This window comes from Mesorhizobium sp. M0140, assembly GCF_040322475.1.
GTDB lineage: Bacteria > Pseudomonadota > Alphaproteobacteria > Rhizobiales > Rhizobiaceae > Mesorhizobium.
On the sequence record NZ_JAMYTM010000029.1, the window covers coordinates 1 to 20005 of the forward strand.

23 protein-coding genes are annotated in these 20005 nt (G+C 62.9%); 10 read left to right on the forward strand and 13 right to left on the reverse strand.

Annotated elements, in window-relative coordinates; genetic code table 11:
- Window positions 1–525 precede the first annotated feature (525 nt).
- Window positions 526–2334, reverse strand: a complete 1809-nt coding sequence (locus tag NKJ37_RS24700) for a sensor histidine kinase (protein WP_352775354.1) — start codon at window positions 2332–2334, stop codon at window positions 526–528.
- Between the two features lie 14 nt (window positions 2335–2348).
- On the reverse strand, window positions 2349–2885 hold the full coding sequence (locus NKJ37_RS24705; protein ID WP_352775357.1) for a LuxR C-terminal-related transcriptional regulator: 537 nt from the start codon (window positions 2883–2885) through the stop codon (window positions 2349–2351).
- A gap of 424 nt (window positions 2886–3309) precedes the next feature.
- On the opposite strand from NKJ37_RS24705, the gene NKJ37_RS24710 reads away from it, so the two are divergent.
- A complete protein-coding gene (locus tag NKJ37_RS24710) occupies window positions 3310–3513 on the forward strand; it encodes a hypothetical protein (RefSeq protein ID WP_081734779.1) in 204 nt (67 codons plus the stop codon).
- Between the two features lie 150 nt (window positions 3514–3663).
- On the opposite strand, the gene NKJ37_RS24715 is transcribed toward NKJ37_RS24710, so the two are convergent.
- Complete coding sequence (locus tag NKJ37_RS24715; protein ID WP_023809764.1) at window positions 3664–4032, reverse strand: winged helix-turn-helix transcriptional regulator; 369 nt, start codon at window positions 4030–4032, stop codon at window positions 3664–3666.
- A gap of 89 nt (window positions 4033–4121) precedes the next feature.
- Here NKJ37_RS24715 and NKJ37_RS24720 point away from each other — a divergent pair, with 89 nt between their 5' ends.
- Window positions 4122–4727, forward strand: a complete 606-nt coding sequence (locus tag NKJ37_RS24720) for an NADPH-dependent FMN reductase (RefSeq protein WP_023809763.1) — start codon at window positions 4122–4124, stop codon at window positions 4725–4727.
- A gap of 60 nt (window positions 4728–4787) precedes the next feature.
- Here NKJ37_RS24720 and NKJ37_RS24725 read toward each other — a convergent pair whose 3' ends face one another.
- Together NKJ37_RS24725 and NKJ37_RS24730 are read right to left on the reverse strand one after the other, a co-directional pair.
- Window positions 4788–5762 carry an MBL fold metallo-hydrolase gene (locus NKJ37_RS24725; RefSeq protein WP_352689277.1) on the reverse strand — a complete coding sequence of 325 codons (975 nt, stop codon included), beginning with the start codon at window positions 5760–5762 and terminating at the stop codon, window positions 4788–4790.
- Window positions 5666–6070, reverse strand: coding sequence for a winged helix-turn-helix transcriptional regulator (locus NKJ37_RS24730; RefSeq protein WP_023809761.1), 405 nt, complete (start codon window positions 6068–6070; stop codon window positions 5666–5668). Before NKJ37_RS24730 ends, NKJ37_RS24725 begins: the two co-directional genes overlap by 97 nt.
- A gap of 97 nt (window positions 6071–6167) precedes the next feature.
- Here NKJ37_RS24730 and NKJ37_RS24735 point away from each other — a divergent pair, with 97 nt between their 5' ends.
- Together NKJ37_RS24735 and NKJ37_RS24740 are read left to right on the forward strand one after the other, a co-directional pair.
- Window positions 6168–7148 (forward strand): quinone oxidoreductase family protein, encoded by a 981-nt coding sequence (locus tag NKJ37_RS24735; protein ID WP_352775360.1) that lies wholly within the window; start codon window positions 6168–6170, stop codon window positions 7146–7148.
- Between the two features lie 109 nt (window positions 7149–7257).
- Window positions 7258–8184 carry a DMT family transporter gene (locus NKJ37_RS24740; protein ID WP_023809759.1) on the forward strand — a complete coding sequence of 309 codons (927 nt, stop codon included), beginning with the start codon at window positions 7258–7260 and terminating at the stop codon, window positions 8182–8184.
- Window positions 8185–8194: 10 nt separating this feature from the next.
- Here NKJ37_RS24740 and NKJ37_RS24745 read toward each other — a convergent pair whose 3' ends face one another.
- The gene (locus NKJ37_RS24745; protein ID WP_128303794.1) at window positions 8195–9103 is read right to left on the reverse strand and encodes an alpha/beta fold hydrolase; all 909 of its coding nucleotides are present in this window, start codon (window positions 9101–9103) and stop codon (window positions 8195–8197) included.
- A gap of 111 nt (window positions 9104–9214) precedes the next feature.
- Here NKJ37_RS24745 and NKJ37_RS24750 point away from each other — a divergent pair, with 111 nt between their 5' ends.
- The gene (locus tag NKJ37_RS24750; RefSeq protein WP_032908926.1) at window positions 9215–9913 is read left to right on the forward strand and encodes a CGNR zinc finger domain-containing protein; all 699 of its coding nucleotides are present in this window, start codon (window positions 9215–9217) and stop codon (window positions 9911–9913) included.
- A 55-nt stretch (window positions 9914–9968) separates the two neighbouring features.
- Here the strand turns inward: NKJ37_RS24750 and NKJ37_RS24755 are convergent, their stop codons facing one another.
- Entirely contained in the window at window positions 9969–11474 is a 1506-nt protein-coding gene (locus NKJ37_RS24755) for a winged helix-turn-helix domain-containing tetratricopeptide repeat protein (protein WP_023809756.1), read from the reverse strand.
- A 230-nt stretch (window positions 11475–11704) separates the two neighbouring features.
- Between NKJ37_RS24755 and NKJ37_RS24760 the strand changes: the two genes are divergently transcribed.
- Window positions 11705–11959, forward strand: a complete 255-nt coding sequence (locus tag NKJ37_RS24760) for a DUF1127 domain-containing protein (RefSeq protein ID WP_023809755.1) — start codon at window positions 11705–11707, stop codon at window positions 11957–11959.
- Between the two features lie 25 nt (window positions 11960–11984).
- Here the strand turns inward: NKJ37_RS24760 and NKJ37_RS24765 are convergent, their stop codons facing one another.
- The gene (locus tag NKJ37_RS24765; protein ID WP_352775363.1) at window positions 11985–12200 is read right to left on the reverse strand and encodes a hypothetical protein; all 216 of its coding nucleotides are present in this window, start codon (window positions 12198–12200) and stop codon (window positions 11985–11987) included.
- 145 nt (window positions 12201–12345) lie between these two features.
- Entirely contained in the window at window positions 12346–12699 is a 354-nt protein-coding gene (locus NKJ37_RS24770) for a winged helix-turn-helix transcriptional regulator (protein ID WP_128309195.1), read from the reverse strand.
- Window positions 12700–12828: 129 nt separating this feature from the next.
- Here NKJ37_RS24770 and NKJ37_RS24775 point away from each other — a divergent pair, with 129 nt between their 5' ends.
- Window positions 12829–13713 (forward strand): NAD(P)-dependent oxidoreductase, encoded by an 885-nt coding sequence (locus tag NKJ37_RS24775; protein WP_023809753.1) that lies wholly within the window; start codon window positions 12829–12831, stop codon window positions 13711–13713.
- A gap of 1 nt (window position 13714) precedes the next feature.
- On the forward strand, window positions 13715–14107 hold the full coding sequence (locus NKJ37_RS24780) for a hypothetical protein (RefSeq protein ID WP_023809752.1): 393 nt from the start codon (window positions 13715–13717) through the stop codon (window positions 14105–14107).
- 27 nt (window positions 14108–14134) lie between these two features.
- On the opposite strand, the gene NKJ37_RS24785 is transcribed toward NKJ37_RS24780, so the two are convergent.
- Together NKJ37_RS24785 and NKJ37_RS24790 are read right to left on the reverse strand one after the other, a co-directional pair.
- Entirely contained in the window at window positions 14135–15445 is a 1311-nt protein-coding gene (locus tag NKJ37_RS24785; protein ID WP_023809751.1) for a hemolysin family protein, read from the reverse strand.
- Between the two features lie 75 nt (window positions 15446–15520).
- Entirely contained in the window at window positions 15521–16435 is a 915-nt protein-coding gene (locus tag NKJ37_RS24790; protein ID WP_023809750.1) for a LysR family transcriptional regulator, read from the reverse strand.
- Between the two features lie 126 nt (window positions 16436–16561).
- Between NKJ37_RS24790 and NKJ37_RS24795 the strand changes: the two genes are divergently transcribed.
- Window positions 16562–17584: a zinc-dependent alcohol dehydrogenase family protein gene (locus NKJ37_RS24795; RefSeq protein ID WP_352775368.1), complete on the forward strand. Its 1023-nt coding sequence runs from the start codon at window positions 16562–16564 to the stop codon at window positions 17582–17584.
- A 13-nt stretch (window positions 17585–17597) separates the two neighbouring features.
- Here the strand turns inward: NKJ37_RS24795 and NKJ37_RS24800 are convergent, their stop codons facing one another.
- A complete protein-coding gene (locus NKJ37_RS24800) occupies window positions 17598–18305 on the reverse strand; it encodes an LssY C-terminal domain-containing protein (RefSeq protein ID WP_023809748.1) in 708 nt (235 codons plus the stop codon).
- 110 nt (window positions 18306–18415) lie between these two features.
- Between NKJ37_RS24800 and NKJ37_RS24805 the strand changes: the two genes are divergently transcribed.
- Window positions 18416–19129, forward strand: coding sequence for a gamma-glutamylcyclotransferase (locus NKJ37_RS24805; protein ID WP_023809747.1), 714 nt, complete (start codon window positions 18416–18418; stop codon window positions 19127–19129).
- Window positions 19130–19141: 12 nt separating this feature from the next.
- Here NKJ37_RS24805 and NKJ37_RS24810 read toward each other — a convergent pair whose 3' ends face one another.
- Window positions 19142–19948: an extensin-like domain-containing protein gene (locus tag NKJ37_RS24810; RefSeq protein WP_128303802.1), complete on the reverse strand. Its 807-nt coding sequence runs from the start codon at window positions 19946–19948 to the stop codon at window positions 19142–19144.
- Window positions 19949–20005: the final 57 nt, after the last annotated feature.

The following is a 20005-nucleotide window of genomic DNA, read 5'->3' on the forward strand; positions in this document are numbered from 1 at the left end:
GCCTCCAATCCAGCCAGCATCTTGAATCACAAACATCCGGCTTTGGGAATCCTACGATTCTCTCAAAATAGGAATCGCTCTAGCACCCGCGCCGCCGTCCGCCCGTGCCACAGATGGCGAGAACGTCAGCACGACCGGTGCAGCCATGGCGGCCCCCAGCGCGCTCGCGCATAGAAGACGGGTCAGAAGGGCCACGCGTGGACCGTCAGCTTGCCGAGGGCGGGTGAGATTGCGTGACGGCACCCGATGCGTCGGTTGCGAGACGGCAAGGGGGGCGCCCAGGCGCAGGATCTTTTCCTTACCCTTCTTGATGAGTTCAGTGGTTTCTTTCCGGCCCATGTCAATCCCATCGTGTCCGGCACAACCCGATTGCGCTGGAATCTCTCCAGCCTGCAGCATCCCGCGAAAGCCCGGCTCGCGATATCGTTGAAACTAGCTATGCCGGGGCTCAAGGCGGTTCGTCGCCTGCGGCAATGTCGAACCGCCTATCTCCTCGTTTTCACGCGAGTGCGAGCGGAAAACCGTTCATGCCATTCCTGGAATTGCGTCGGCGGGCACCCGCAGGGCCAGCACGGTTTCGCCGTGCCGCGACCGCGTTTCGAGCGTGCCGCCCAGCCGTCCGGCCCGCGCCCGCATCGAGCGCAGGCCGGTGCCCGGGACGGGCGCCTCCGAGGCGGCATCGAAGCCGACGCCGTCGTCGTGGATCATCAGGCTCAGCGTCTCGCCGCGCCGGTGCAGGTCGATGACGACGCAGCTTGCCTGGCTGTGCTTGAGCACGTTGGTCAGGCCCTCCTGCAGGATGCGGACGAGATCGAGGCTTCGCGCGAGCGACAGGTGGCAGTCCTCCAGCCCGGTCAGGTTCCACACGCAATCGATGTCGCGGCTTTCACATGCCAGCGTGTGGCGGCGGCGCAGCGGTGCGATCCACTCGGCCAGAGACTGGCCGCCCGTCTGGTCGTCGGCGGCGGTGTCGATGATCACCCGCAACTCGTCGCGCAGTTCCTTGAGGACGGACAGGAAGCGATCGGCCGGCAGGTTCTGCGGCGCATGTTCCAGCATGGCGATCGAATTGACCAGGGTGCCACCCATGCCGTCGTGCAGATTGTGCGAAAGGGACACGCGCTCGGCCAGCCTGGTGTTGGCCAGAATGACCTCATGCTGCTGATGCAGCGTGAGGGCGAGTTCTTTCCTGGCGGTTTCGATCTTGGCCGTGAGCTCATCGTTGAACCCCTCGATGCGGCGCATGTTGGCGACGAAGTTCCAGGCCAGCACCAGCGCCATGCCGACCATCTGGAACTGGGATGTCAGCGTGACGTAGTAGACATTGCCAAGAAGTATGCCGAGATATGTCATCAGGTCATGCAGGATGGCCACGATGGTGAACGCGTTGACGATATGGAGGACGATGTGGTCCAGGCGAGCGCTGCGCCAGGTCAGGCCGATCGACAGCAAACAGGCGCCGATATAAAGCAGCGACCAGGACAAGGCCAGCAGGTTGAGCATCGGGCCGAGCTGGGAATGCGGCGTGGCAAACAGGGCTGCGGCACCGATCGCCAGCGCGGTCCATAGCACGGCTTCCCCTTGGGGAAAGCGGCGCTCGGCAAAGCGGATGACAAACAGCACGAAGGCGGCGGCCATGACCATGAAGGAGAGCATGATGAAACGCTGCCATGTGTCGGTCGCCCCGAACGGCCAAGGGCTCGTCACCACGAAATTGAGCGAATAGCAAAACCACGCAATCGTCATCAGGGCGAACCAGCCATAGGCCTTCAGGCTTCGGCGCAGCAGCCAGACGACGAAAAAGAAGGTGCCAAGCGCCGCGGTGACGCCGAGATAGAAGACCGGCAGCTCGCGGCGAATCCAGAATTGCTGGACAAAATGAGCACGCGTCGCCGAAGGCGGGCCGATCAGGACCGGACCAAGGCCTGGCTGGTATGGCGCCAGGCCCGAGACCCTGATCAGCAGCGTGTTGGTGCCGGCATGCAGAACCGGGGCCGCGAGCTGCCAGTAGCGGGGCACGTTCCATGAGCGCGTCAACGGCTCGACGAGGAATTCGTCGCGGCCGAGTTCCGCGCCGTTGACCGAGATCGATCCGGCCAGTGTCCAGTAGTTCAGCGCGAGGCCCAGCGGTTCGGCCGCGTCGGGCCTGTCGAAGGTGAGGCGATACCAGACCACGCCGTCGAAACCGGGCCAGCGCGTCGTCCAGTCGTCGGGCAAGGTCACGCTGGTCCAGCCGGTGGCCGGCGGCGCGGCGGCGTCCCAGCCGGATCTCACGGCCTCGATCGTCTTGAACGGCACGGCCCCGCCGGCGGCAAAGGCGATGCCGCCCGGCACGAGGAGCAGGAATATCAGGGCAAGAAGCCTTGCGACCGCGCCTCGAAGATCGCTTCCGTCCGGGATTTGACCGACAGCTTCTTGTAGATGTTGCGAATGTGGCATTCGACCGTGAGCCTGGAGAGGGAAAGGACTCCCGAAATCTCTCGATTGGTAAGCCCCTTGGCAACGAGGTTGAGGATCTCGATCTCGCGCGGCGTCAAGGGAGGCGGCGGCGCAAGCGCGGGCTTGCCGCGCCCCGGCCTGTCGGTGGAAGGACGGGCACGCCCGGTCGGCGCCGGCGCCGACACCAGTTCCAGGATGCGCCGGGCGATGAAGGGATCGATCGGCGCGCCGCCGCGGATGGTGCTGCGGATCGAAAGCGAAAGCTCGATGTCGTCGCGCTCCTTCAGGAGGTAGCCGGTCGCGCCGGCACGTAGGGCCTCGAGGATGGTGTTTTCGTTGCTCCAGGCCGAGATGACGAGGATCGGCAGCGCCGCGTCATGCTCGTGCAGGGAGCCGATAAGGTCGATGCCGTTGCCATCGGGCAGGCCGACATCGACCAGCGCCATGGCAAAGGCTGGTCGACGAGCAGGGTCCTGGCCTGCGCGATCGACCCGGCGAAAAACAGCTCCTCCTGAGCATAGCCAAGGCCCTTCAGGATCGAGCGCAACCGCACCTGCATCATCGGCTCGTCCTCGACGACAAGCAGCGGGCTCGGCAGCAGTGCTTCCGATGGGGGCAGGTCGATGGCGGGATATTCCTTGTACGACATGAACCTCGACGCGAATGGCGGCTTTCACCGGTAGCAGCCGGGGCGGAAAATACCCAGCCGATCGTACCAGTCTGCCATGGATCGGTTGACGCCGACATAGCTGGGATCAGGTAGAGCGAGCCGGGGATGGCCGTTTGTAACAGGGGCCATGTAGCGGACCCGTTTCGCGACATCCGCCGGTTGCCTCCATGCCCGATCCTGCTGCAATCGGAGGAGAGACAATGCGTCAACATCTGCTGAACGGTTGGCTCGTGGCAGCCCTGGTGGCGACGACATGCCTGCTCGGCGTGACCGCTTACGCGGAGGTGAAGGAAGATATCTCGCGCAGTGCCTGCACGCATGGGGAACAGGCTCCCGGCGAGCAGGGCGCACGGTGTGATACCTGTGCCGCCGCGCGATGCGATGTCCGCACATCAGGAGCCTGAGCGGCAGCCGTCAGCGGACGGCATGAGCGGGAATCCACCAGCCAAAACGGCGCGTGCATTCGGGCAACGATCCGCGCAGCCGAGATAGAATTTCCGATCAGGCAAGCCGGATGTTGCGTGCGGGTCTGAAACCCTTGCAGCGCAAGGGTTTCAGACGCGGGCGTCGTCGAATTTTTCGCGCGCCGCCTTGACGCGCATGGTGTTCGCACGCGCCCATTCGCTCAGTGCGCTGACGGGGATCAGCAGCTCGTGGCCGAGTTCGGTCAGCTCATAATCGACGCGCGGCGGAATGGTTGGAAACACGGTGCGGGTGACGAAGCCGTCACGCTCCAGCCCGCGCAAGGTGGTGGTCAGCATCTTCTGCGAGATGCCGCCGACGGCAGCACGCAATTCGTTGAAACGCAGCGGTCCGTCGCCCAGCTTGCCGACGACCAGAACGGTCCATTTGTCGCCGACGCGCTGCAGGATTTCCGAGATGGCGCGGCAGTCCTCGGTGCGGTGTGGGTGCCTCGGTAACAAAAAAGTGCCTTCTTGTGCATCGCGTTTGCAGTATCTCATATAGCGCAGGTATCCAAATGATACCAGTACTTCGTGCAAGGAGAGCCCTTATGTCCAAACCCAAAATTGCTATCGTCGTCGGATCGACGCGCGCCGCTCGTTTCGCCGATGTGCCAACCCAGTGGATCGCCAAGATCGCCAAGTCGCACGCCGACATCGATGTCGAGATCGTCGACCTGCGCGACTTCCCGCTGCCGTTCTTCGACGAGGTCGCATCCTCCGCCTGGGCGCCGTCGCAGAACGAAGTGGCACAGCGCTGGCAGAAGAAGGTCGCCGAATTCGACGGCTTCATCTTCACCGCCGCCGAATACAATCATGGCCCGACGGCCGTGCTGAAGAACGCCATCGACTACGCCGCCAATGAATGGAACAAGAAGCCGGCCGGCTTCGTCGGTTATGGCAGCGTCGGCGGCTCGCGTGCCGTCGAACAGCTTAGACTGTATGCCGTCGAATTGCAGATGGCGCCGGTCAAGTCGGCCGTCCATATCGCCTGGGGCGATTTCCTCGCCGTCCGCCAGGGCGAGAAGAAGCTGGAAGACCTCGAGCATCTGAACCAGGCCGCCACCGCGCTGGTCAACGATGTTGCGTGGTGGGCCAAGGTGCTCAAGGCAGCGCGTCAGGCCGACGCCGTTGCCGAGGAAGTCAAGGCGGCCTGACCGCCAATTCGAATTATCCTCCCAAGGATCCGGGGCGGCGCTTGCGCCGCCCTTTTTCAATTATAGCGGCTCGAATTGAAAGCTGGCGCCGGATCGGACGACGCGGCCGATGCCGGGCGAATCCAGATGCGCGCCGGCGACGAAACAATGATCGTCGGCTGCAAGCGCCAGCAACCGCAACCGGCTTTCGCGCGCCTGGTCCTGATCGGCGTCGAATTCCCATGTCACCTCAGGTCGATCGAACTGAAGCGATGGGACGTGAACGGTGTCGCCCCAGATCAGAATGCGTTCGCCGCCGGCAGAAACACGAAAGCAGCTGTGTCCCGCTTCATGGCCATGAGCGCCGACAATGTCGACATGTGTCCCGATACGGTCTCCGGCTTCGAAGGGTTCCGCCATGCCGTGAAATCGTTCGAGCCGCGCTTCGGCGCGAAAAAAGCCGAGTTCTTCCCCGGGAACGAGCAAGCGCGCCAGGCGCGGGAAAGCGTCGCGGCCGTCGGCAAGCACAAGACCATGGATGTGGTCGAGATGCGTGTGGGTGAAGCAGACGGTACGGACTCGTCCTGCATCGATGCCAGCTTCGTCCAGCGCCTCGGGAAGTCGGCCCATGGTGGGATGCCAGGCGTTCGAGGCGCCGGTATCGATCAAGATGATCCCGTTTCCATCGTCAATCGCGAAGGCATTGACGGAAAGCCTGAGTTGACCACCAACCAACGCGACTTGTTGCGGCAATTCATCGCCAAATGGCTTGTCGCCGCGTTGCCGAAGCCGTCCGATCGGCATGTCGACATAGCCATCGCGCAAGGAGGTGATGCGCAAGTCACCAAGATCGTAGGTCTGATAAAGATCGCCTGAAGCTATGCGGCGCATTTTTTCGATCCGTTCTGTGGACATCGACAACCTGCGACGGGCAGCCCGCGTCGCCCCGTCAATTCGATTTATGCCATTTGTGCATGCGTCGCCTGCCTCGGCCGTATGATGCAGTCTGCGAGGCGGTTCGTCTCGTTCAACTCGTCGGCGTGGTGCTGGCCCCATTGGCAGAGCGCCAGCAGGATCGGCTCGAGGCTGAGGCCGAGGCGCGTCGCCGAATATTCGACGCGCGATGGCACTTCGGCGAAGATTTCACGGCTGACCAGGCCGTGCTCTTCCATTTCGCGCAGCTGCTGGATCAGCACTTTCTGGGTGATGCCCGGCATCAGCGTCTTGAGCGCCGACAGGCGCCGGGGACCATCGAAGAGATGGTAGAGGATAACCGCCTTCCAGCGACCCGCGATCACTTTCAGCGCCCGTTCCGCCGGCAGCATCGGCAGTCTTTTGATCGGCATTCTCTTGGGATCTGGCATGGTCACCTCCTGGTCAGCAGGGGACAAATGAGTGTGTAGTCGAGGCTCCGCAGATAGTGGCAAACCGCTGCCGATGCCAGTGCTATCGGAGTTTGCCATGAAAGCCATTCAACTCAGCCGCTTCGGTGGTCCCGAGGTGCTGGAGGTGGTCGATCTGCCGGCGCCGGTGCCGCAGTCCGGCGAGGTGCTGATCCGTGTCCACGCCGCCGGGATCAACTTCTTCGAAGTGCTGATGCGCGCGAACCGCTACGCGGTGACGCCGCAACTGCCGATGATCCCGGGCGTCGAGGCGGCGGGTGTCGTCGAGGCCGTCGGGCAAGGCGTGGATGCACAATTGCTGGGTCGCCGCGTGGCCGCGCCTTTGTTCATGTCGCAGCGTCCCCACAGCGGCTATGCGGAGCAGGTGACGATGTCAGCCGATCTCGTCGTGCCGCTGCCGGATGCGCTGCCGTTCGAGGCTGCCACGGCGCTGATGGTGCAGGGGCTGACGGCCCTTCATCTGCTTCGGCAAAGCCCGCCCGATGACAAGGCGGTGCTGGTGCCGGCCGCATCGGGCGGTGTGGGAACGCTGCTTGTCCAACTGGCTAGGCTGAAGGGCGCACGCCAGGTGATCGCAGCCGCCGGCGGCAAGGCAAAGCTGGATTTCGTCTTGTCGCTCGGCGCCGATGCCGCAGTCGACTATACCAAGCCGGACTGGCCCGCTCGCGTCCGCGACCTCACCGGCGGGGAGGGCGCCAACATCATCTACGACACAGTCGGCGGTGCGCTGACCGCTGCCTTGCTTGAGGCCTTGGCGCCTGGCGGCGAACTGGTGTTTGCTGCGCTCGGGCGCTTTGGGCTCGCTGCGTCCGATCTGGAGCAGTTGATCGGCCGCAACCAGTCACTCAGGGGTTTCGCGCTGCTGCCGCTGCTGTCTGCCGATGTGCTGAAAGCCAGCCTGTCCGAACTGTTCCAAATGGCGGCAAGCGGCCGGCTGCAGGTCACGATCGGCGGCCGATTCCGGCTCGACCAGGCCGGCGAAGCGCACCGGTTGCTGGATGAGCGCCGGTCGACCGGGAAGGTGGTGCTGATACCCTGATATGGCGATAGCCGCGAACACGACGCCAATCGGGGTTGGACTGCTACATCGACGGGACTGCCATCTGGTCGCGCCCTGTGGCCTGATATATCCGGCTGCAATCCGTCACATGAGTGAAGCCGTGAAGACATCCAGCCTGACCGGCGCCGTTTCCCCGATGATCCCGGTGCTCGTTTGCGCGCTTGCGATCTTCCTGCTGTCCGGGATGGATGCGGCGATGAAGATCCTGGTCATCGCGGTCGGCGTCTACAACACCTTGCTGTGGCGCAGCATGGTCGCGACCGTGGTCGCGGGCGCGGCCTGGTTGGCGGGACCGCGCCTAACGCCAACCGTTCCGGTGCTGAGGCTGCATGCGCTGCGTGCCGCGATTGTCGGCATCGTCCTGATATCCTTCTTCTGGGGCTTGGCCAGGCTGCCGCTCGCGGAGGCGATCGGGCTCAGTTTCGTGGCGCCCTTGTTTGCCCTGTTTCTCGCCGCGCTGCTGCTGGGCGAACGGATCCGGCGCCAGGCTGTGTGGGCATCTTTGGCCGGCATTGCCGGTGTCGCCATCATCATGGCCGGCCAGTTCGGGAAGGCAGACTATTCGCAAGATGCCATGCTCGGCACGGCAGCGGTGCTCGTGTCGACGGTGTTCTACGGCTACAATCTGATCCTCGCCCGGCAACAGGCGCAGTTGGCCAAGCCCATCGAGATCATGCTGTTCCAGAACCTTTGCGTTGCCATCCTCCTCGGCCTCGCAGCACCCTGGCTTGCCGTCGCCCTACCGAGCAATCTTTGGCTTCCTTTGGCCGGGGTGACGGTGCTGTCGCTTGCCGGGCAGTTCCTGATGAGCTGGTCCTACGCCCGCGCCGAAGCGCAATATCTGATCCCGACGGAATACTCGGCCTTTATCTGGGCGGTCGCGCTCGGCTGGTTCTTCTTCGGCGAGGAGGCGACCTGGACCACCTTGACCGGAGCGTGCCTGATCGTCGCCGGCTGCCTGATCGCCGCGCGGGCCAATCCCAGGCTTGCCGAGCCCATCGAAGTGGCGGTTTGAGCGCCGACGTTCAGCGCCCGGCAGGTTCGCGAAATACCCCAGTCTCCACCTCGTGGATGAAGTGAGCGATGAGAGCCGCGCATTGGCGATGATGCGTTTCGAGAAGCATGTGTCCGCTCTCAAAGACATGGATTTCGACTGCGTCGAGGTCGCGGCTGTAGGCCATGATCTCGTCCAGCGCGAAGAAGGCGTCGTGCCGTCCCCACAGCACGAGGCATGCTGGCTGTTGGTCGCGGAGATAGGCCTGGATGGCCGGGAAGCGGGCGATGTGCGAGCCATAATCGGTGAAGAGTTCGAACTGAATGTCGGTGTTGCCGGGCCTCGCCAGACGCTCCGTATCGAGATACCAACCCTCGGGCGGAAACAACACCTTCAGACGCTCGGGGAGACCGCCGATATATTGGTTCCGGGTCCCCTCGAAATTCATCCAGTCCGGCAGTTTGGCGCGGTTTTCTTCAGTCGGTTCGGCGAAGAACGCCTTCGGCGCGTCCCATTCCGGTCCCAGCCCCTCGTCATGAGCGTTGCTGTCCTGCGCGATCAGGCCGAGGATGCGATCCGGCCGCCGTGTGGCGAGATGATAGCCGACGGGCGTGCCGAAGTCAGTGATGTAGAGGAAGAATCGCTGGAGGCCGAGGGCCTCGATGAAGGCTTCTATCGTGTTGGCCAGGTTCTCGAACGTGTAGTCATAAGCATCGATGGAAGGGGCGGACGAAAAGCCGAAACCGGGCAGATCCGGCGCCACCACATAGGCTGTCTCCGCCAGCGGTTCGATGACATTGCGATAGACGTGCGACGAAGTCGGATATCCGTGCAGCAGCAGGATTGCCGGTCTGCCGGGATCGCCGGCATGACGGTAGAAGATGTCGAGGCCGTCGACATTGATGGTTTCGTGGCGGGTCTTGTAACGATTGCTGCACATCCTCTCTCTCCCAGGGGTTCCGCGCCGATCTGGGGTGGCTTTGACACCGTATATCGGTGTGATAGTGATTCATCTTGTAACCGTATAATGCAAGTAATGAGGTTATGTTCCGTGAGCCATGCACACACCGAATGGGTGCCGGATCACTTCATAGGCGGGCATCCCGCTTTGGACCTGTCGAACGCCGTGTTCGACCGGCGGGTGCCAGCAGCTGATAATGAACTGTTTAAGTCCGTCCGGGATGTTGCGAACTGGTTCAACGCCTCAGGGCTTGCCGACGATCGCCAGGCGCAGGCCGTCGCCGAGATAGCGGATGGGCGGTTCGTGGAACGGGTCCGCGAAGTGCGGGAGGCGTCATTTCAGGTTTTCGAGTCAATCGCCGCCGGCAAACCGTCCGCGGTCGAACCGCTAGATCATTTCACCGTTTCACGGAAACGGCGAGCTGCTCTAACTCTTTGTTTTGACGCAATCCCGGACGGAAAACCGCTTCACACTTTTCCTGGAATTGCTCTAGGCGTGTTATTCTCGCGCACGGCAAGCTCGCTTGCCGCCGGCTCTATCGAGCTGGATCGCACCAGACCGAAGCTTGCCCTTGCCCGGTGGCGGGACCCGGATGCCGTCACCGCCTTGCTGGCCATGCTGTCCATCGAAGCGTTCTTCACCCTGCCGCGCGACAGGCTGCATTCCTGCCCTCGCTGTGGCTGGCTTTTCCTCGATACGTCGCGAGGCGGCAAGCGGCGCTGGTGCAGCATGCGCACCTGCGGTAACCGCGAGAAGGTCTCGCGCCACCGAGATCATGCCCATGCCTAGATCCGGGTTAGCGCACCACTTCGCCTTTGCCACGGGCAGGCCGGATGCCGGCGCGTCACTCCGGAAGACCGGCCTTGCGAAAACCATCGACGAAATGCTCGAGCGTAGCGGCGTCGCGGAATGGCTCGGTCGTCGCCCAGTGATGGGTTGTGAAATGCGGGTTGCCGACGAGAAACAGCTCGGCCTCCGCGCGCGCCTCATCCAGCCGGCCGAGTTGCGCCAGGCTTGCCGCCAGGAAACGGCGTGAGCTTGTGCGATAGGTCTCGTCACGGCGCAACGTCTCGATAGCGGCTTGATAGTCGCGCGCCGCATATTGCGCCTGGCCGAGCGTCAGATAGTACCAGCTCGCCGGAAACGGGTTCAGCCGGAACGCCTTGCGAATGTGCTCAAGGCCCTCTTCGACCCGGCCGGCCAGAACCGCGATGTCGGACAATGCAGCCCAGGTGTCGGCCTCGTTCGGGTCGAGCTCGATCGCCTTGGCGAATTCGGCATCCGCCTCGGCGAAGCTGCGCTCATAGGCAAGCAGGTAGGCCAGGATCCAGCGACAGCCAGCATCGTTGGGATCGATCGCCACAGCCTTGCGCGCCAGCTCCAAGGCAACGCTGCGGGCAGCTTCGGTTGGTCCGCCCCAATGCACCTGTCCCATCCAGTGGTTCATGGCAAGCCAGCGATAGGGCTCGGCGTATCCGGGATCGAGCGACACCGCGCGCGTCAGCATCAGATGCGCTTCCTGCGCCATCTGCGGCGAGTCGTCGATCAGCTTGCGCGCCCGCACGCAGAGATCGTAAGCCTCGAGATTGCTGGGCCGGTTGCGCGGCGGCAGCGTGCGCAGACGGCCAAGCAATGCCTCCACGATCTTGGCCGTCACCTCGTCCTGAACGGCAAAGATGTCGTCCAGGCCGCGATCGAAGCGTTCCGCCCACAGATGATCGCCGCTCACCGCGTCAACCAGCTGTGCGTTGATGCGCACGCGCCCCGCGGCGCGTCTTGCGCTGCCTTCCAGCAGGTAGCGCACGCCAAGGTCCCCGGCGATCTCGCGCACGTCCATCGCTTTTCCCTTGTAGGCAAAGGTCGAGTTGCGGGCGATGACGAACAGGCCGGAGATCCTGGACAGGTCGGTGATCAGGTCTTCGGTCAACCCGTCCACGAAGGAATCCTGCTCGGGATCGTTGCTGAAATTTACGAAGGGCAGCACGGCTATCGATGGTTTGTCGGGCAGCGGCAAGGGTTTTCGCTTGGCCTGGCCGAGCTGTTCGACGGCCCCCGTGAAACGGTAGCCGACGCGCGGAACGGTGGATATCCATTCGCCGTTCTCGCCGACAGGACCAAGCAGCTTGCGCAACTGCGCGATCTGGACGGTGAGGTTGCCTTCCTCCACGGCCGTGCCCGGCCATGCAGCGTCCATCAACTCGGCCTTTCCCAAGATTTCACCGGGCCGCCCGACGAGTGCTGCAAGCAGGCTCAGCCCGCGATAGCCAACGGCAACGGGGACGTCGTTCCGAAGCAGCGTTCCCGCACCCGGATCAAGCACGAACGGACCAAAGGCAAAACGCGATCCCATAGACGCATCTATAGAGCAATTCCAGGAAAAGTGTGAATCGGTTTTCTGTTCGGAATTGCGTCAAAACAAAGGGTTAGAGTAGGTTACCGGTTCCGTGAACCGGTGAACTGCTCTAGCTCGTTTGGAAGTTTTGAGAACTATTTGGGAGGGCTTAATTACGGCGCCGTCCGTATCCTGCAGAATTCAACCTCATCGAGAGCCCTAGGCCCTCAAACCATATGGAGGTTGCCATGACCAATACACTTGCATCAGCCCAGCGTTGTGCAGCGCGACCGGGAACGCCCGTGCGGCCGGCATCGCGCCGGCTCCTGAAGACCCTGCGAAGCATCATAGCGAGCTGGCACGATCGGACCTGGCGCGAACGGATACGCTTTCGCTGGCAACTCAGGCAGATGTCGAAGGACAATCCGCATCTGATCGACGATATCGGCCTGACGATAGAGCAGGTCGAGGGAGAGATCGCCAAGTCCTTCTGGGAACGATAGAGCGAATGCCGCAATTGCTCGGGCGTCAGCGCACCGCCTCGCGATGGGCGCCTGCCAGGCGGGATGCGGCGGCCGTCGAGATCGCCACCTCGAAGCGCCAGCCCTGCGCGTCGACGCATTCGCCAGTCGCCGGCATGATGCATGTGCGCCAGCACATAGCCGGCGACGGAGCCCGGTGATGGGAGAATGCCGGCCGTTGTGGCGGTGCGAAACGGTAGTACTCGTCATGGACCAGCACCATCGGAACGCCTTTAATCTCGACAGGACATCGAGCGCGTCGCACCCCTGAAGCGTGTCCCGTACGAACGGGTTCAGGCGACCCGTTTTAGGTCCTCGTTTTTATGCATGTCGTTCTCCCAAACCGAGGTCGCTTTGGGCGACATGCATCAGAGGGCATCCATATGTACGCCATTGGCAATCTGAGTGCAGCCGGGCAGGCCGAATTGCTCGGCCCACAGACATAGTGAACCTGCTGCTGCGTTGAGCGCCGCGCCGCGTTCTGTCAGCGAATAGACTACCTTCGCTGGAACCACGGAAAAGACTTTACGGTCGACAAGGCCGTCGGCCTCCAGTTCTCGCAATTGTTGCGCCAGCATCTTTTCACTGATGCCAGAAAGCGCCTGTTTCAATCGACCAAATCTGCGCGACGCCGTTCCGAGCTCGCAAAGGATATCTACTTTCCACTTTCCTTCGACCATTCTGACGGCCGCTGCAAAGCCATTGTCCGCGGAATTGTTCATCGCGCGTTCCTTACCTTCTGGTGACCACTTACGCCCGGGTGCGTATCGCGCGCCGCTCGTTTTGACATACCTCTCAAGACGATCACAGCAAAACGCGGTCTGACGCCGCCAATTGATATGGAGTGTGGAATGAAGCTTTCAATCACGGTCATTGGAACGGGCCGTATGGGCTCGGCGCTCGCCGGCAGCCTGCTTCAGTCGGGATATCCGACGACTGTCTGGAACAGAACCAGACAGAAGACCGATCCACTCGCCAGGCTGGGCGCAATCGCCGCGTCCTCCGTGGAGGAAGCCGTGAACGCAGGCGAGATCATCATTGTGAATGTCAGCGACTATGAGGCGACAAAAGCGCTTCTCCACAGTGACGCCATCGCCTCAGCCATTCGCGGCAAGCTGATCGTGGAGTTGACTTCGGGGACGCCGAGTGGCGCACGGGAAGCCGCTGAATGGTGTACGAAGCACGGCGCAAACTACCTTGATGGCGCGATCATGGCGACGCCGGATTATATCGGCACGGACGCCGGGACCATCCTGCTTGCCGGGCCAAGGGAGGCTTTCGACACGAACCGCGATGTGTTTCGCGCCTTGGGTGGCAATGTCCAGCATGTTGGCGAAGAACCAGGGCGTGCGAACGCGCTCGATAGCGCACTACTGGCTATCATGTGGGGCGCTCTGTTCGGGACGCTCCATGCGATCGCCGTGTCGCAGGCCGAAGAGATCGAACTGGGTGAACTGGCGCGGCAGTGGTCCGCGACGGCGCCGGTCATTGACGGCCTGGTGACCGACCTCATCAAGCGGACGAGCGCTGGCCGATTTGCCAGCGATAACGAAACGCTCTCGTCGATCTCGGCGCACCACGGCGCAATGCAGCATCTGTTGGAGTTGATGCAGTTCCGCGGAATCGACCGTTCAATAGTCGATGGTTATGATGCGATATTCAAACGGGCCATAGCGGCGGGCCACTTGCACGATGATTTCGCCGCGCTCTCGCATTTTCTGGCGACAGGGAAGTAGCATGCCTTTGACGCATCTCATTGATAAGTATTGTGCATCGTGGTCCACCGAAAACGCCGAGAAGCGGCGGGCGTCGCTGCTATCGGTCTTGAGCGATGGCGCGACGTATACAGATCCAACCGTTCACGCTGTTGGTGCCAAAGAACTGCTAGCCCACATTGCAGGAATTCAGAGCAAGCATCCTGGTGCCTGCATTCTGCGGACCAGCAACGTGGATGTTCATCACGGCGTCGCGCGCTTCGCGTGGAAGTTTGTGATGCCTGACGGTTCGTCTTTACCCGAGGGCCTGGACATCGCTTTTCTAGATGAGGAGCAGAAACGGATAACGCGCATCATTGGCTTCTTCGGTTTGTTGAAACCAGTTCGACCTCTGGCAGAGGGCGGCGTCAGCTAACCGGTCAAAAGCTGACATTCGAACATGTCAGCGCACCGCCTCGCGGTGGGCGCCGGGCAGGCGGGTGGCGATCAGCTTGTCGATGCGGCGGCCGTCGAGATCGACCACCTCGAAGCGCCAGCCCTGCGCGTCGACGCATTCGCCAGTCGCCGGCAGATGGTGCATGTGCGACAGCACATAACCGGCGACGGTTTCGTAATCGCGGTTTTCCGGCAGGTCGATGCCGAGAATGTCGGCCATCTCGTCGGCCTGCATGTAGCCGGCGAGCAGCCACGAGCCGTCCTCGCGCTTGACCGCGTTCTCCTCGTCGCCGGCGTCTGTGTCCGCGCGGAACACGCCGGTGATGGCTTCGAGGATGTCGGCCGGGGTGACGATGCCTTCGAAATGGCCGTATTCGTCATGCACCAGCGCCATCGGCACGTCGGATTCCTTCAGCTTCTGCAGCACATCCAGCGCGTCGGCCTGGTCGTAGACGATGGGGGCTGCGCGAACATGCCTGCGCGGGTCGAGCACGCGGCCGGCAAGCAACGCCGCCAGCACGTCACGCGTCTGGACGACGCCGATCATGACATCGACGCCGCCGTCACCTGCCGGCAGGCGCGAATGCTGGGTTTCCATGAGCAGCTTGCGGATGGCCGCCTCGTCGGATTGCAGATTGATCCAGTCGACCTCGGTGCGCGGCGTCATCACCGCGCGCACGGCGCGGTCGCCAAGCCGCATGACGCCGGCGATCATGCGCCGCTCGTCGGATTCGATGGTGCCGTGATGCTCGGCCTCGGCGACCAGCATCTTGATCTCCTCATCGGTGACCTTCTCCTCGCTTTCGCCGCGCTGGCCGAGCAGCCACAATATGGTGCGGCCGGAGAAGTCGAGCAGGAAGACCAGCGGCGCCGAGATGGTGGCGAGGATGGTCATTGCCGGAGCGACCCTGGCGGCGACCCGCTCTGGGTCGCGCAAGGCAATCTGCTTGGGCACCAGCTCGCCGACGATCAGCGAGAAATAGGTGATGATGGCGACGACGATGCCGACGCCGAGCGGATCGGCGACGGTCTCGCGGATGCCGGTCGAGGCCAGGAACTGCGCCAGCCGTTCGCCGAGCGTGGCGCCGGAAAAGGCGCCGGAGAGGACGCCGACCAGGGTGATGCCGATCTGCACCGAGGAGAGGAACTTGCCGGGATTCGAGCCAAGCTCGAGCGCGCGGCCGGCGCCATTGATGCCGCGGTCGATCATCGCTTTCAGCCGGGCCGGTCGCGACGAGACGATGGCAAGTTCGGACATCGACAGAAGGCCGTTCACACAGATGAGGACGACCACGATAGCGATTTCTACGTATAACATGAGCGGTCAATAGCATTGCGGCGCGGTCTTCGAAAATAGTCTGACGTGATTTTTGAGAAATGACCGGCATTTCGGTCACGCGGCATCCCAGGGCGGCGTCGAAAAATGTTCGACGAGGGCGTCGACGACAACCCGTACCTTTGGCGTGAGCGCGCGCGTTACCGGCCAGACGGCATGCACGACGATGTTCTCGACCAGGCAGTCCGACAGCACCATTTCGAGATCGCCGCTTTTGAGGCTGTCGGCGGCCAGCCATGTCGGCAGGAAGGCGATGCCGCAGCCGGCGAGCGCTGCATCCAGCATCGGTTCGCCATGGCCGAGAACGAGTCGCGCCTTGGGCATGAAGGTTGCGAGATGGCCGTCGGAATGCCTGATCACCCAGGGACGGACGATGCCCTCGCGACCGTAGCCAATGACGCTGTGATCGGCGAGATCCTCGACCGATTGCGGCCGGCCATGCCTGTCGAGATAGTCGGGAGCCGCGCATATGGCCGAGCGCTGGGCGTAGAGGCGCCTGGCCGCAAGCGACAGGCTGTCGTCGAGTTCGCCCATGCGGATCGCCAGGTCGATGCCCTCCTCGATCAGGTCGACGCGGCGGTCATTGAAGGAGACTTCCACCGTCAGGTCCGGAAATTCCCTCGAAATCTCGAACAGCACGGGGGCCACGCAGCGTCGGCCGAAGGCCAGCGGCACGTCGATCCGAAGCCGGCCAGACGGGACCTGCCGGCGCGAGGCAAGCAGCGACTGTGCGGCTTCGATCTCGGCAAGGGCCCGGACGCAAGCTTCATAATAGCTGACGCCTTCGCTGGTCGGACTGAGGCTGCGGGTGGTGCGGTTCAGCAAGCGAACGCCGAGTCTCTGCTCCAGCTGCGCGATCGATTTGCCGATCGCCGACTTCGTCACATGCAGCCGCTCGCCGGCGCTGGTGAAGCTGCCGGCCTCCACCGCCTGAACGAACGCGACGATGCCTTGCAGGTCGGCCGTTTCCATGGCGATTTCCTATTGTCGACTTTTAGTCCGCAATCAGTGTCAAATTATACCGCACGAAAGCACTATTTTCTATAGTCGAAAGGCATAAATGTCTCGCCTGCATCAACGCACGGAGCGCGACGCGACATGAGCACCCCAATCAACAGATCCTGGCAGATGAGCGGTTTTGGCCTGTCGAGGCTAAGCCAGGTGGAAGGCAAGGTACCCGAGCCAGGGCCGCACGATTTGCTGGTGCGGACCAAGGCCGTGTCGCTCAACTACAAGGACAAGATGATCGTAGACGGCGTGCTGGTCCCCGATCTTGCCTTTCCCTTCGTGCCGACATCCGACGCGGTGGGTGAAGTGGTGGCCGTCGGCAGTGCGGTCAGCCGCTTTCAGGTCGGCCAGCGCGTGCTCGGCCAGGTGATCGCCGATTGGCCGGATGGCGACGCACCGCCAGTGCTGCATAAGCACACGCTGGGGTCGTCGCTGTCGGGCATGCTTTCCGATCATGTCATCTTCGGCGAGGACGCCGCGGTGCTGGCGCCGCCATCGCTCGGCGACATCGAGGCCGCGACATTGCCGATCGCGGCGCTGACGGCCTGGTTCGCCATGGCCGAAGCGACCAGACCGGTGCCGGGCCAGACCATTCTGATCCAGGGCACCGGCGGCGTGTCGCTGTTTGCGCTGCAGTTCGCCACCGCGTTCGGCCTGCGCGCCATCGTCACCTCAAGCAGCGACGAAAAGCTTGAGCGGGCAAGAAAGCTCGGCGCCTGGCAAGGGATCAACTACCGCACGCAACCGGCCTGGGACGAGGCCGCGCGTGAGCTGACGAATGGGCTGGGCGTCAACCACGTGCTGGAAATGGTCGGCGGCGACAATGGACGGCGATCGCTGAACGCGCTGGCCGCCGACGGCCGGCTGTCGATCATCGGCCTGCTGGGCGCGATGGAGCTCAGCTTCCCTATCGTGCCCTTCATGCGCAACCGCATCACCGTGCAGGGCCTGTCGGTCGGCCATCGCCGCGCCTTCGAACGTATGAATCAGGCGATCGAGGCGCTGGCGATCAAGCCGGTCATCGACAAGGTCTTTGGCTTCGACGAGGTGCCACAGGCCTTGCAGCATCTGGAGAAAGGGCCGTTCGGCAAGATCGTGATCACCACGAACTGACTTTTGCGATGGGTCATGGCAGCTGCTTCAACATGCCGACAATCGCCTCGCCGTCCGTGAAATAGGGATCGCCGCCGCCATTGCGGCCCGTACTGGTGGCGCCGACGCCCGATATGTCGCTGGTCGAGATCAGCGTGCCGGCGGTGGCCAGGTCGCGCACCAGGAAATCGCGCTCGGCGTCGATGTCGGGGCCGATATGGTGGGTGACGGCGCCGGTGTCGTGGCTGAGGCCGACGCCGCGATCGAAGCTGGCCGAGCCCAGCCACAGCGGCCGGCCATCGTCGCCGCTTGCCTCGGTCTGCCAGAAGCGCACATGATGCCGGCGGTCGGCGCTGAGGCCCTCCGGCTTTTCGAAGGCGAGATCCTGGGCGCGGCCATCGAACAGCAGCCTGCTGACCGGCGCATCGGGGTAGGGGTGGTCGAACAGCACGCTTTCACCGATTTCGATCGCGGTCTTCAGGGTCACGGCGTCGGCGGTGTCCCAGCCGGCGATGGCGAAGGCGTGGACTACTTCCTTTCGCGTACCGACAAGACCGACATTGATGGGATCGCCCGGAATGCCTTGCGGCGTGTGCGTCACCATCTCGAAGCTGTGCTTGCGAAAGCCGCGATCGTGAAACGTCCAGAATTCCGGTGCGGCGAAATAGGCGAGCGCCAGATAGGCGGCCAGCAAGGTCGCCACCCAGATTGCAACGCGTCGCCGAAAACTTCGCTGGCTCATGAACGCCGCCCGATCCGTGCGGTATCTTTTGCCCGAGGGACCCTGGAAATCAATGGCCAGCAGCGCGCCGCCGCTTTATCGTGGGCCATCGTTTCTTCGTGGGGGCAGCAATGGAGCGGAAGCTGGCAGGCCGCAAGCCAATGGCGTTGACCGCCGAGCTTGTCGCGCAAGTTGAGCGTGTCGAGCCTGATCCCGGGCCAGAGCCCGGAACCAGCGAGCACACCGATGCGGAGTTCGATGGCCTGGTCGAAAAGCTGCTTTCGCAGCATCGTCCCGACACGCTTTGGGTCTTTGCCTACGGGTCGTTGATCTGGAACCCCGAATTCGCCCATGTCGAGCAGCGCCCGGCCACGGCGCCGGGATGGCACCGCTCGTTTTGCCTGAAGCTGACCCGCTGGCGCGGAACCCGTGATTTGCCGGCCCTGATGCTGGCGCTCGATCGAGGCGGCAGTTGCAACGGCATCGTCTATCGGCTGCCCGCGGAAGACCATTTCGGGCAACTCGGCCAGTTGATGCGCCGCGAGATCGATGCCAACCCGCCAACCAACGTGCCATGCTGGATAAAGGTCAAGACCAAGGACGGGCCGCTGCATGCCTTGGCCTTCGTCGCGGCGCCGGATGGCAGGGCCTATGCCGGCCGGTTGCCATTGGAGCAGGTTGCCGACACTCTGGCACGGGCTGCCGGTCATTGGGGCTCTTCGGCGCAGTATTTGTTCAGGACCGTGAGCAAGCTTGAAGAGAGCGGCATCCGCGACCGGAATCTCTGGCGCATCCAGGACTTGGTCGCACGGCAAATCGCCGCTTCAACCGGTGGCGCCGACTAGGCTGATCTCTTTCTAACGGCAGGCGCGATAACCGTTCTTGCGGTTCTTGATGTCGAAATGGAAATGGTTGCGGTGGTCGTAATTGTAGCCGGGGCCGAGCACGGTGGTGAAATACTGGCAGCCGTCGGCGCGTACATTGTTGAGGAAGCCCCGGGTGCGGAAGGCGAACAGGCCGGGCTTGCGCACGTCGATGTCGTCGCCATTGTTGAGTTCGATGCTCATGACGTCGAGCGCATTGCCCTTGCCGTGCTCGGACAGTACACCTTCGCCGGCAATCCTGCGGCAGGAATAGCTGGAGCCCTGGTGGATGGTCTTGACACCGGAGAAATAACGCCAGCGGGCGGAGGGGACGAGCTCGTTCTTCGTCCAGCCGGCAAAGGTGGCGGCCATGTCGCAGGTGAGGGTCGCGGCGGGTTTCATCTGGATGTTGCCGATGGCCGAAACCTTGACCGGATAATCGATGCCGCACTGGCCTTCATGGATCGGCGCCAGGTCGGTGTAGGCGACATCGAGGCGCTTCAATTGCTGCCGGCAGTCGGTTTCGCTGGCCGGCATCTGCTCGACGGGCGACATCGGCTCGTCCATGCGCGGATAAGCGGCCTGCGTCATGTACGGATTGGAAGGGACAAGCTTCTGCATGCCGGCATATTGCGGCACGGCAGCCGTCTGCGCGCCGACGTCGACGGCCGGCTCCAGCGACAGCACACTGCCGGTGTTGCAGGCGGAAAGCGCCGCCAGCGCCAGGCCGGCGGTCAGCATTGCTGGATATTTTGACTGGCGCGCGGTGGCGAAAAACACGGCCCGAAATTTGCCGGCCATTGGCGGAATCCCGTTGATGGATATCCGGCATTTTAACGATCAAGGGTAAAGGAAAAC